The sequence below is a fragment of the Acidiphilium sp. MT5 genome, assembly GCF_054767495.1.
The window spans coordinates 170887-183507 of sequence record NZ_BAABMR010000001.1 but is presented as its reverse complement, the minus strand read 5'-3'; the positions used below and the strand labels follow the sequence as shown (position 1 = coordinate 183507).

Here is a 12621-nt window from a genome sequence, read left to right as displayed (position 1 = left end):
GCATGAACGCTGGTCCGCAACGCCGCTCTTTTTTTAATCGGCTGCTTACTTGGATGTTTAATGGTGTGGTTGGCATTGTGTTCGTGCTGGGCGCGATCACCACCTTGATCCTGGTCGGGATCATCACCGCCGCGCTCAATTTCAACGCCCATAAAATCAATGTCAAACAGACGCTGACCGGCAAGTTCAATCTGGCGATCAATTTGGAGAATAATCCGGTTGACGCCGCGAGCACGCCATTCTGGCTCCATTTCGGTCAAGCCCCGCAACCGAGCTTGCTGCAATCGGTTCTGGCGATTGACCGTGCGGCGCATGATGATCGGGTCACCGGGCTGGATATTACGCTGGGCAGCGGCTGTTGCAGCCTCACCACCGCCGAAGAACTGCATAATGCGATTGCGCGGTTTCGTGCGGAATCCGGCAAGCCAGTGATTGCCCGTGCGATGTCCTTTGATGGCGCGACCGGGCTTGGTGCTTATATCGTGGCGACGGCGGCGAGCCGGATCGAGCTGTCCGAAGCCGGGGATTTCGGCGTCACTGGCCTGTCGCTGCAAACCCCGTTCGCGGCCACGGCGTTGCAGACCATCGGCGTGGATGCGCAGTTCGAGCATGTCGGCCAGTATAAAACCTATCCGCAGCTATACACCCGCTCCGCCCCCTCCAAGGCCAATGTGCACATGCTCAATAGCCTCGCCGGTTCGCTCTATCGGTCAGCCATCGCGCCGATTGCGGTGCGCTTGAACAAGACCCCGGCGGCGGTGCGCGCCATGATCGATCAGGCGCCGTTCAGTGCCGAACAGGCGAAGCAAGATGGTTTGATCGATGCGGTGTTGCCGCTTGATGCCGAGGTTTCAGTATTCGCCGGGCGGACAGTGAGTTTTTCACGCTATGTGGCCGATGCGCCGAAGCCGCCTGACCATGCAACGCATATTGCGCTGATCATTGCCCATGGCGATATCCAAGCCCCTTCGGCTGGTGATACCGAAAGCGCCATTGCGCCACGGCAACTCGCCGCTGAATTGCATCATGCGATCCATGACAAGGACATCAAGGCGATTCTGCTCCGGCTCGACACGCCGGGCGGGACGGTGACCGGCTCTGCGGTAATTGGTGCGCAAGTAGCGGCGGCGGCGCGCGCGCATAAGCCGCTGATTATTTCGATGGGCGGGCTCGATGCCTCTGGCGGGTATTGGGTGTCCAGCCATGGCGCGGTGCTGGTGGCCGATCCGGCGACGCTGACCGGCTCAATTGGCGTGCTCGGCGGCAAGCTGAGCTTCGGCAAGCTCTTGAGCAAAATCGGCGTGACCATCGCCGGCGCATCGCGCGGCGCCAACGCTGATTTCGATAGCCAAACCACGCGCTGGAATCAGGCCGAGCTAGCCAATTTGCAGACGATGCTCAATCAGGATTACCAAAATTTTGTCACCTGGGTCGCGGCAGGCCGGCATATGTCGCCAGCCGTGATCAACAATATCGGTCAAGGGCGGGTTTGGACCGGCACCCAGGCGCTGAAACGCGGGCTCGTTGACAAGATTGGCGGCTATCACACTGCACTTGCAGCGGTGCGGACCGCTTTGCATTTGCCAGCGAACGCGCCGCTCGCGATCAATAATGGCAAGCCAAATTTCAAGGCGTTGCTCAAGCATCTGCTGCATCAGGATATCGGCAAGCTCAATCCGCTGGGCTTGGCCAGCCTGCCGCCGGGGCTACGCCGCGAGGCTCAGATGATTACCACGCTCTCGCAATTACATCGGCTGGAAATGCCGCCAATGACGATCCACTGATTCGCCGCACCGGATCGATCGACTGGGTCTGAGAGCGATCCGACGCCTGATGGGGCGTCGGCTTTGCACGTCCGCAATAGAGAACAAAACAATAACATCGCGCCGTTGACACAAATCCGGCAATTTTTAATGGGAATCCAAGGAAAAATAGCAATCGAACAGGCGTAATCCCTTTGACGCCCATATTTGCCCATGTTATCCCATGAAGACCCAGTTCGACTGAATTTGGGCCGCACACCACACGCCAAGAGCGGGGCAAAACAGGCGAGACGAAAGGTTACAACAGAGCGGGATGAGCCAGTTCCTCGGCACCCATCAGAACCGACTCGACGCCAAAGGGCGGGTCTCTGTGCCTGCGTCCTTCCGCGCCGCCTTGCGCGCGACCGCGCCAGCCGATGATGCGGGCCGTAGCAGCCTGATCCTGCGCCCCTCGCATAAGCATCCCTGTATTGAAGCCTGGCCGGCGCCGGTTTTTGCCGCCCTTGAGCGGCAAATGCAGGAAATCGATCTTTTTAGCGAGGCGCATGATGATCTGGCCGCCTCGCTTTATGCCGATGCGTTCCCGCTGGAGGCGGATAAAGAAGGCCGGGTTTTGCTACCCGAATCATTGGTTGCGCATGCCGGCTTGAGCGACAGCGTGGTGTTCATGGGCATGGGCCGGATTTTCCAAATCTGGGAGCCCGCCGCCGCCGAGCGCCGCCGTGCTGAAGCGCGCGAGCGTGCCCGCGCCCGTGGTCTGACACTCCCGGCCGGACCCAGCACATGAACGGGTTCAGCCATGTTCCGGTGATGCGCGACGAGGCGGTGAAGCTGCTCGCACCCCGCGCCGGTGGCCACTATCTTGATGGCACATTTGGCGGCGGTGGGTATACGGAATCGATTTTGCAGGCGGCACCCTGCACAGTCTGGGCGATTGATCGTGATCCGGCAGCGATTGCGCGGGGTGCTGCGCTGGCGCAGCGTTTTCCCGATCGGTTGCATTTGATCGAAGGCCGCTTTGGCGATGCGTTGACACTTCTTGAGCAAGCGGGGGTCAGCGCCCTTGATGGGGCCGTGTTTGATTTTGGCGTGTCATCCTATCAGATCGATGATCCGGCGCGCGGGTTTTCGTTCCGTGCCGATGGTCCGCTCGATATGCGCATGGGCAGCGAGGGGCAGACCGCTGCCGACATCGTCAATCACGCCAGCGCCGAGGATTTGGCCAATATTCTCTATCAGTTCGGCGAAGAGCGCGCGTCGCGCCGGATTGCCGCCGCCATTATCGCCCGCCGCGCGGTGCAAAAATTTGACACCACGTTCGATCTCGCGCGGGTCATTCGCTCCGTGGTGCGACCGGACAAATCGGGTATTGATCCGGCAACACGCAGCTTTCAGGCCCTGCGCATCGAGGTTAATCAAGAACTTGCCGAGATCGAAAAAGGCATTGCCGCCGCCGCCCAATTGTTAGTGCCTGGTGGCCGGTTGGTGGTGGTGTCGTTCCATTCGCTTGAAGACCGCATTGCCAAGCAATTCATGGCCCATGCGGCGGGACGCACCGCTCAGCCCTCACGGCATCAACCCGTTAGCGATCATGGCCGCGCCAAGGCCCAGTTTCGCTTGCTAACCAAAGGGGTGCTGACACCGAGCGAGGCGGAAACCCGCGCCAATCCGCGCGCCCGTTCGGCCCGGTTACGCGCGATCGAGCGGGTGGCGGCATGATCCGTTCGGTCAACATTGTGCTGAGTGTGATGGCGATCGCCGCTGGAGCATGGATGTTTGCGGTCAAGCACGATACCGAAGCACTTGAGCGCAAAATCGCCGCGGTAAACCAAAAAATTCAACTGACGCAACAAAAACTCGTGGTGCTGCGCGCAACCTGGGCGCAGGAAAACGACCCGAACCGCTTGGCGAAGCTTTCGCAACAATTCCTGCCGAACCTTAAGCCGATGGCACCGCACCAGCTGGTTTCATGGCAACAGCTTGCCGCCGCACTACCACCGGCTGGCAGCACGCCGCCCGGCAGCGCGGCCCCCGCTCCAGCCTTGCTCGCCGATAATGCCCAACCCACGCCACCGGCGACATCACCGATTGTCGCGCAGGCCAAGACCGATCTGGCTGCCGCAATCGCGCCGCCGCCACCCGCACGCCCGAAACCGCACGTGCAGCAGATTGTACATACCGTGCCGCCGCCCTCGCCAAAGCTGCACCGTCCGATCGTTCATGCAGCGCAAAGGCGCCCGATCCCGGTGCAACGACTCCCGGCTGAAACATCAGCGCCGCGCCTCAATCGCGCCGTCCACCCGATGGGCGCGCGGGTGATGAGCATTACTGCCGAATCGACACATCCGCGCGATTCAGGCTCGGTATTTGGTGGTTTTGGCGCGAGTTTGCCGCCGCCGCAGCCACTCTCGTCAGCATCGGGCGGCGCTGCGCCATGAGTGATATTCCCGCGCCGGACGGTCTGCCGACACGGCTCGGCGGGCGCCATGCCGCACGTCGCAAAGGGGCATCGGCACAGGACGCCACTTTGCGCATGGAACATGTGCGGGTGACCGCGCCCGATCTCGCCGGTCGCGCGGCCATGGTTGTGCTGCGCAACCGGGTTCAATGGGGCGGCTTGGCTTTTTCGCTACTATTCGCCTTGTTAGCTGGTAAATTGGTGTTGGCCACTGTTATTGCGCCGCTCAAACCCGACAAAGCAGCCATCGCCGCGCTGCAGCCGCCACCAGCGCCGGTCACACCGCCCGTCCCCACACGTGCTGAAATCACTGATCGAAATGGCGTTATTCTCGCTGTTTCGCTGCCCGGCGCTGCGGTTTATGCCAACCCGCAGCAAATCACCCATCCGGAGCGCGTTGCGCGCGCGATTATCCAGATCATTCCAGCGCTCGATCAAGCTAGGCTCGCGAAAAAACTGAGCGATCACACCAAGCAATTTGTCTATATTGATCGCACCATCACCGCGGCCCAAGAGCTCGCAATCAACCGCCTTGGCATCCCCGGCGTGAATTTTCAAAACACGCCGCACCGGCATTATCCTGAGGGTGACTTAGCGGCCCATATTCTGGGTGGCGTGACGCCGGATCAGCGCGGCATTGCCGGGGTGGAAGCCTATTTCGATCAGCGGCTCGCGCAAAGCCAAGCGACACCCTTGCAACTTTCGATTGATATCGGCGCTGAGGGCATTGTGCGCAAAGAAATTTTGCGGGCGATGCGCGACTACAATGCCAAGGGGGCCTGCGGCATTGTGATCTCCGCGCGATCAGGTCGCATTTTGGCCATGGCCAGCGTGCCGGATTTCAATGCCAACCAGCTCGGCACCGCGCCGGCCGATGCCCGGTTCAACCGGTGTGTGTCCGGCGATTATGAGCCAGGCAGCGTTTTTAAGCTGATGACGCTCTCGATGGCGCTCGATTCTGGCATGATCCATCCCTGGGATCGATTCGATACCACGCACCCGCTGCATGTTGCTGGCTTTACCGTGACCGATTTTGAGCCGGTGCATACATGGCTGGCGGTGCCGCATATTTTGGCCGTTTCATCGAACATCGGTGCCTCGCGGATCGCCACGATCCTCGGCCCCAAAATCCAACGCGCGTGGCTGCGCAAATTGGGTTTCTTCAAAAAGCCGCCCGTGCAGCTTCCTGAAGCTCAGCCAGCCATTTATCATCGCAAAGCCGATTGGAAATTGCTGACGACCATGACGGTGAGTTTCGGTAATGGCATTGCTATGTCACCGCTGCAGCTAATTTCTGCGGTCGTGCCTGTCGTCAATGGTGGCACATATTATCCGCCGACATTGCTCGCCGCACAGCCCGGTGTGCCCGCACCGGTTGGTGTGCGCGTCATGCAACGCTCAACTTCACTAACAATGCGTCAAATGATGCGCAATGTGGTGGTGGCCCCGGATGGCACGGGCGTCTATGCCCGTGTTCCGGGATATCTGGTGGGCGGCAAAACCGGCACTGCGCAAGTCGTTGGTGCCAACGGTCGTTATCGTCAGCATTTGAATAATGCCTCGTTCATGGCCGCATTTCCGATGAATCACCCACGCTATGTTGTGTATGTGCTGGTGCTGCAGCCGCACGCAACGCCCAAGATGATGCCATTTTGCCACGGGTTCACCACGGGTGGTTATGTCGCCGCCCCTGCGGTTGCGAGGATCATTGCCCGCATCGGACCCATGCTCGGGATCATGCCACTGAGTGGCGAGGCACTAACGGAAGCACAAGCAAAATTATCAATCCCGCTCGACCCATCACCCCCGCATGGATCTTGGGCGTTGGGGCCTGGGCATCCTTTCCCGGCAGGTGCGAGCCAATATGCTTATGCGTTGGCCGGGGAGAAGCCACCCAAAGCCAAGGTCGCGACACGTGCGGGGGGATGAAATCATGACGCGCCTCGCAACGCGATTGGATGGGATACCACCGGCATGGCGGCTGGCCCCAGACATCGATATTGTCGGCATTACCGCCGATAGTCGGCAGGTGCGGCCAAAAATGATTTTTGCTGCCTTGCCGGGAACGCGCGCTGATGGCCGCGACTTTATCGCAGCGGCGGTGGGCCAGGGTGCAGCCGCCGTTTTAGCACCGCTGGGCACGCAATGGCCTCCTGGCACTCCCCCGCGCCCTCTTTTGCTTGATGCTGATCCCCGCAAACGCCTTGCCGAAATCGCTGTTCATTTGGCAGGGCCAATGCCGCGCCGGATCAGAGCCGTAACCGGCACGAACGGCAAAAGCTCGAGCGTGGATTTTCTGCGGCAAATGAGTGTCGCCGACGGGCGTAAAGCAGCATCCCTTGGCACACTGGGTCTTATCGCTTCAGGTTTTCCGATTACCGAAAGCCTGACGACGCCTGATCCCGTCGCCCTAGCCGGTGAATTGGCGCGGTTGCGCGCCGCCGGCATTGATGACGTGGCTTTGGAAGCCTCATCACATGGGCTAGACCAAAGGCGTCTTGATGGGATCACGCTGATCGGCGCTGCTTTTACCAATCTCACGCGCGATCATCTCGATTACCATGGTGATATGGCGTCATATCGGGCGGCAAAATTACGCCTGTTTGATACGCTGCTGCCAAGCGGCGCACCGATGGTCACGATGAGCGATTTGGAGCCGACGACCCGGGCAGCATTGGAGTTGATCGCCAAAACACGTCGCTTGGAACTGATGAGTGTTGGACCCAACGGTTCGGCAATCGATTTGGTCAGCACAACCCCGACGCCGGATGGTCAAATCTTGGACATTGCCGTCGATGGCGTACGCCACATAATCGATCTGAAACTGGTCGGGCGATTTCAGGCAGATAATGCGTTATTGGCGGCAGCTTTGGCACGCGCAACCGGTATTGACCGCGCATTAGACTATCTTGCCGACTTGCAGCCCGTTCGTGGCCGGTTGCAGCTTGTTACCAACTTGCCAAATGGCGTGTGCGTTTATGTCGATTACGCCCATACACCCGATGCGCTGGAGCGCCTTTTGACCGCGTTGCGTCCTCACACGCCGGGCCGCTTAATTGTGGTGTTCGGGGCGGGTGGCAATCGAGATGCGGGCAAGCGCCCTTTGATGGGAGCCGTTGCCGCCCGTCTCGCGGATTTGACGGTAATCACCGATGATAATCCAAGGCATGAAGATCCAGCCTTGATCCGTTCTGCGATCAAGGCATCATGCCCGGATGCTATTGAGCTTGCTGATCGGCGTCAGGCCATCGCTGAAGCGCTCAATCTCGCGCAGTCCGGGGATGTGATTGTGGTTGCGGGCAAAGGCCATGAGCAGGGACAGATTATCGGTCGGACAACGATCCCGTTCGACGACGCTGCGGTAATTACGGAGCTGGTTGGATGACGGCGCTATGGACGGCGGATGAGCTGCAAATTGCAACCAATGGGTCTTTCGTTGGACCACGGTTCGAGGCCGATGGAATCGCGATTGATTCGCGAACATTGAGTGTGGGAGATCTTTTTGTCGCACTCCAAGATCAACGCGATGGTCATGATTTCGTTATTTCCGCCTTAGCCAATGGCGCGGCAGGCGCGGTGGTGTCGCGGAACGCCCTAACCGCCGATCAGCCATTATTGCAAGTGCCCGACACGCTCGCCGCATTGGAACGGTTGGGCGACTTTGCCCGGGCACGCTCATCGGCGAAAGTTGCCGCCGTGACCGGCAGCGTTGGCAAATCGACAACCAAAGAGATGCTACGGCGAATTCTCAACGCATTCGGCCCCACCCATGCCGCCGATGCTTCCCATAATAATCATATCGGTGTGCCACTGACATTAGCGAGAATGCCGCGCGATGCGGCATACGCGGTCTTAGAGATCGGCATGAATCACCCAGGTGAAATTGCACCCTTGGCAAGAATGAGCCGTCCCCATGTCGGTGTCATCACCACAATCGCCGCGACGCATATTGGCGCCATGGGCTCGCTCGAAGCGATTGCCGAAGAAAAAAGCGACTTACTGCGTGGGTTATTGCCGTATGGCACCGCCGTGCTCCCGCGCGGTCCATTTCTGCCGATCATGGCGCGCCGTGTTGGTCCAACCATGCGGATCATCACCTTTGGCACCGACATGGCCGACGAGGCGCGTTTACTCGATGTCGAAAATGATCCTGAAGGTGTCGATATCACTGCGCGAATTTTGGGAACGGTGGTGCGATGCCGATTGCGCGCCCCGGGTCACCATATGGCGCAAAATGCCCTCGCGGCACTGGCGGCAGCGGCGGCGATGGATCTTGACGTGACCGATGCGGCGGCCTCCTTGAACGGGTTCGCGCCCCTTGGCGGCCGTGGCGCAAAACTGAAGCTGCAGCGTCAAGGCATGGATATCACAATTCTGGATGAGAGCTATAACGCCTCGGGCGCTTCTGTGCGCGCTGCATTGGACGTTTTGGCCTTACAGCCAGGCCGTCATGTGGTTGTTCTCGGCGACATGCTCGAACTCGGCGACTTCTCCGAGAGTGAACATGCCGCTTTAGCCGAACCCGTGGCCGCCCATGCTGACGTGATCTTCGCGTGCGGTGCTGAGATGCGCGCAATGTTTGATTTATTGCCGGCAGACCGCCAAGGCGCTTGGGCTGCGAGCGCAGCCGCCCTTGCCCCGCAGGTCTGTGCCGCCTTGCGCGATGGCGACGTTGTGTTAGTCAAAGGCAGCAACGGCAGCGGGATGCGGACGATTATTGCCGCATTAGCGGAGGGCAATTAATGTTATATGCCCTGCTGTTGCCGCATATTGCCGCATTCCATGCCCTCAACCTGTTTCGATATATCACCTTCCGGGCGGGTGGCGCTGGGCTGACCGCGCTGATTGTCAGCTTCATTTCGGGACCACGGCTGATCGCTTGGCTCAAATCGCTCCAGCGTAACGGCCAACCGATCAGGACCGATGGACCGGAGCGTCATTTAATCGAGAAAAAAGGCACCCCCACAATGGGCGGCGTGCTGATCCTGATCGCGCTCACCACATCGACATTGCTCTGGGCCGACTTAGAAAATGGCTATGTCTGGGCGGTATTGTTCGTCACTTTGGGTTATGGGGCCCTCGGCTTTGCTGATGATTTTTTGAAGCTGACAAAGCGCAACACCAAAGGTGTTGCCGGCCGCATCAAAATGATTGTCCAAGCGATCATCGGCCTGGCCGCCGCCGTTTGGATTACCCGTTTGATGCCTCCGGCGATCGCCAATGATCTTGCAGTTCCTGTTTTCAAACATTTGCTCATCGGGCTCGGACTAGCCTTTCCGGTCTTCGCCATGGTCGTCATGGTTGGCGCTTCCAACGCCGTGAATTTGACCGATGGGCTTGACGGCCTTGCCATTGTGCCGACGATTATTGCCGCCGGTGCATTCGCCTTGATCGCTTATTTGGTCGGCAACCGGATTTTCGCGCATTATCTGCAAATCAATTTTGTGCCTGGCGCCGGTGAACTCGCGGTATTTTGTGCGGCCTTGATTGGCTCGGGGTTGGGGTTTTTGTGGTTTAATGCACCGCCGGCGGCCGTATTCATGGGGGATACTGGGTCACTGGCTCTCGGCGGCGCTCTCGGATCCGTAGCGGTTGCAACAAAAAACGAGATTGTGTTGGGAATCGTCGGCGGCCTGTTCGTTGTTGAAACCGTTTCAGTAATCGTCCAGGTATTTTGGTACAAGCGCACCGGCCGACGTGTGTTCTTGATGGCACCGCTCCATCACCATTTTGAGAAAAAAGGCTGGGCGGAGCCAACAATCGTGATCCGATTTTGGATTATCGCGATGATACTGGCGTTAGTGGGTCTTTCGACCCTGAAAATCCGATGACCGCGAATAATTTGTCATGGCCTGCCGTCTTCGCGGGCGATGTGTTCGCCGTGCTCGGCTTGGGACGCAACGGCCTGCCAGCAGCGCTCGCCTTGCGCTCGATGGGCGCTATGGTGACCGTGTGGGATGATCAGCCCGAAGCCCGCGCCGCAGCGGCGCGCGAAGGGTTACGGGTGGCCCTCCCCGCGCACACAGCCTCATTGACCGCGTTGATTTTGTCGCCAGGCATTCCGCACCGCTTACCCAAGCCACATCCGCAAGCAGCGCAGATCCTTGCGCGGGGAGTTCCGATCTGGTCTGACGCCGAGGCGCTCTTCATCGCTGTGCGGCGCGCCGGGTCGGAAGCGAAATTTATTGGTATTACCGGCACCAACGGTAAATCGACCACCACCGCCCTCACTGCGCATATTTTGCAGCGCGCGGGCATGTCCGTGGCCGCCGGGGGCAATTTGGGGCCGGCCGCGCTCGCTTTGCCGCTGCTGGATAAAACCGGCTTTTATGTGCTCGAAATGTCCAGCTACATGTTGGAGCGAATCGCAACGATGCGCTTCAATGCAGCGGTAATGCTGAATCTAAGCCCCGACCACCTCGACCGCCATGGGAGTTTCGCTGATTATGCCACTGTAAAGGCAGGCATTTTTGCGCGCCAAACCCAGGCTGATACGACGGTAATCGGCATCGATGACCCGGCGTCAGACCTCATCGCAGCGCAAATGGCCAGCCGTCCGGTGCCGATGATTCGCATCTCCGGCGATCAGCCCGCTGACCTTTACGCGCAAAATGGGGTGTTGCGGGATCAGCGTGGCGCGCTCGCTCATTTGGCCATGGCGCGAGCCTTGCCCGGCACGCACAACGCGCAGAATGCCGCAGCAGCGAGCGCTCTGGCCATGGCGGTTGGCGTGCCGCGCTCCGTCATTGGTCCGGCCTTGTTAGATTTTCCAGGACTTCCTCATCGTCAAGCTTTGATCGCGGAAATTGACGGGATTTCCTTTATCAATGACAGCAAGGCAACCAATGCTGATGCAGCAGCGCGCGCATTGGCTTGTCACGAACGGGTGATTTGGATTGCCGGTGGCGTTGCTAAATCGGGTGGTATTACATCGCTGGCGCCGTATTTCCCGCGTGTGGCACACGCTTTGTTGATCGGCCAAGCGGCTGCCGATTTTGCCAATACCCTCAGCGCAAACGGCGTCGCGCATTCGGTCGTGGACACGCTCGATCACGCGGTTGAGAGTGGATTGGCCCTCGCACGGGCACAAAATGTGCCGACCGTGTTGTTGTCCCCCGCTTGCGCGAGTTTCGATCAATTTGCCAATTATGAAGCCCGTGGCCAGAAGTTTGCGGCGCTGGTGCATCAATTGGCCGAACATCACTCCGGGGGAGCCGCATAATGGCCCGGGTATCGCGCGCGGATAATTCGGTAGTCGGGCGCTGGTGGTGGAGCGTTGATCGCTGGACCTTGGCTGCCTTGGTCGCGCTGATCGGGATTGGTTATTACATGGCGTTGGCCGCCACGCCGGCCACTACATTATCGCTGGCGGATCCCCATACGCTGATCATGATCAAGCAGATTTTTTACTTGATGCTGGCGGCTGGGGCGATGATCGGCGCGTCGATGCTCGATCTGCAACAGGTGAAACTGACGGCCCTTGGCGTGGGCATTGTGTTTCTGCTCCTGACGGCTTTCACTTTGGTTCATGGCGTGGTGATCGCTGGTGGGCGGCGCTGGATTGCCTTGCCGGGCTTCACCATCCAGCCTGCAGAATTTCTAAAGCCAGCGTTGATCGTCGTCACCGCGTGGCTTCTGGCGGAGCGGCGGCGCACGCCGGGTTTTGCTGGCATGTGGGCAACCCTCGGGCTCAACGGGCTGGTTTTGGCGATATTGCTGAAACAACCTGATATTGGCTCCATGTTGCTCGTCGGCAGCACCGTATTTGCGCAGTTGGTTTTGGATGGCATTGCCCTCGGTTGGGTTGTCGCCGGTGGTGCGGGGCTGATTGGGGCCTTGGTTGCCGCGATCATTTTTATCCCGCACGTGCATGCACGGTATGAATTATTTATGCATCCTGCACGTGATAATGCGTATCAGGCAATTACCGCGCTGTCGGCCTTTGGTAATGGTGGCTTGTGGGGCCGTGGCCCTGGCGAGGGTCAGGTGAAGCATTTCCTACCCGATGCGCGCGCCGATTTCGTATTCGCCGTGGTTGGCGAGGAATTTGGACTGATTGTCTGTCTTGCCATTGTTGGGTTGTTCGCCTTCGTGGTGCTCCGCGGATTATTGAGGCTCCGCCGTGAAAATGATTTATTTGTTGCTTTGGCCGCATCAGGTTTGCTGGTGAGCTTTGGCTTGCAAGCTTTCGTCAATATGGCGTCCTCCCTCTCGCTGATACCGACTAAAGGGATGACACTCCCGTTTATTTCCTATGGTGGTTCCGCGGTTTTAGCGATGGGGCTGCATACCGGATTGTTGTTAGCCTTGACGCGCAAGCGGCAAGGAGTTTTCGCGACCAGCAAAATTTTGGATGAACCTCCTTTCGCGCCGCCAACGCGCCAGCGCGGTGCGGCATGA

At 59.2% G+C, this 12621-nt stretch carries 10 protein-coding genes; all 10 read left to right on the top strand.

What is annotated here, in order from left to right:
- The first annotated feature begins 2 nt into the window (after positions 1-2).
- The 10 genes from ACYUCQ_RS00850 to ACYUCQ_RS00805 all read left to right on the top strand — a co-directional run bounded on the left by ACYUCQ_RS00850 (position 3) and on the right by ACYUCQ_RS00805 (position 12621).
- Positions 3-1784 (top strand): S49 family peptidase, encoded by a 1782-nt coding sequence (locus ACYUCQ_RS00850; protein WP_460252603.1) that lies wholly within the window; start codon positions 3-5, stop codon positions 1782-1784.
- Between the two features lie 292 nt (positions 1785-2076).
- Positions 2077-2550 carry a division/cell wall cluster transcriptional repressor MraZ gene (mraZ, locus tag ACYUCQ_RS00845; protein WP_460252602.1) on the top strand — a complete coding sequence of 158 codons (474 nt, stop codon included), beginning with the start codon at positions 2077-2079 and terminating at the stop codon, positions 2548-2550.
- Complete coding sequence (gene rsmH, locus ACYUCQ_RS00840; protein WP_460252601.1) at positions 2547-3482, top strand: 16S rRNA (cytosine(1402)-N(4))-methyltransferase RsmH; 936 nt, start codon at positions 2547-2549, stop codon at positions 3480-3482. The genes mraZ and rsmH overlap by 4 nt, the downstream gene beginning before the upstream one ends.
- Positions 3479-4201, top strand: coding sequence for a cell division protein FtsL (gene ftsL, locus ACYUCQ_RS00835; protein WP_460252600.1), 723 nt, complete (start codon positions 3479-3481; stop codon positions 4199-4201). Before rsmH ends, ftsL begins: the two co-directional genes overlap by 4 nt.
- Positions 4198-6150: a peptidoglycan D,D-transpeptidase FtsI family protein gene (locus ACYUCQ_RS00830; RefSeq protein ID WP_460252599.1), complete on the top strand. Its 1953-nt coding sequence runs from the start codon at positions 4198-4200 to the stop codon at positions 6148-6150. The genes ftsL and ACYUCQ_RS00830 overlap by 4 nt, the downstream gene beginning before the upstream one ends.
- Positions 6151-6154: 4 nt before the next feature.
- The gene (locus ACYUCQ_RS00825; RefSeq protein WP_460252598.1) at positions 6155-7606 is read left to right on the top strand and encodes a UDP-N-acetylmuramoyl-L-alanyl-D-glutamate--2,6-diaminopimelate ligase; all 1452 of its coding nucleotides are present in this window, start codon (positions 6155-6157) and stop codon (positions 7604-7606) included.
- A complete protein-coding gene (locus ACYUCQ_RS00820) occupies positions 7603-8964 on the top strand; it encodes a UDP-N-acetylmuramoyl-tripeptide--D-alanyl-D-alanine ligase (RefSeq protein ID WP_460252597.1) in 1362 nt (453 codons plus the stop codon). The genes ACYUCQ_RS00825 and ACYUCQ_RS00820 overlap by 4 nt, the downstream gene beginning before the upstream one ends.
- Positions 8964-10052 (top strand): phospho-N-acetylmuramoyl-pentapeptide-transferase, encoded by a 1089-nt coding sequence (gene mraY / locus ACYUCQ_RS00815; RefSeq protein WP_460252596.1) that lies wholly within the window; start codon positions 8964-8966, stop codon positions 10050-10052. Before ACYUCQ_RS00820 ends, mraY begins: the two co-directional genes overlap by 1 nt.
- Positions 10049-11443, top strand: a complete 1395-nt coding sequence (gene murD / locus ACYUCQ_RS00810; RefSeq protein WP_460252595.1) for a UDP-N-acetylmuramoyl-L-alanine--D-glutamate ligase — start codon at positions 10049-10051, stop codon at positions 11441-11443. The genes mraY and murD overlap by 4 nt, the downstream gene beginning before the upstream one ends.
- The gene (locus ACYUCQ_RS00805) at positions 11443-12621 is read left to right on the top strand and encodes an FtsW/RodA/SpoVE family cell cycle protein (protein ID WP_460252594.1); all 1179 of its coding nucleotides are present in this window, start codon (positions 11443-11445) and stop codon (positions 12619-12621) included. The genes murD and ACYUCQ_RS00805 overlap by 1 nt, the downstream gene beginning before the upstream one ends.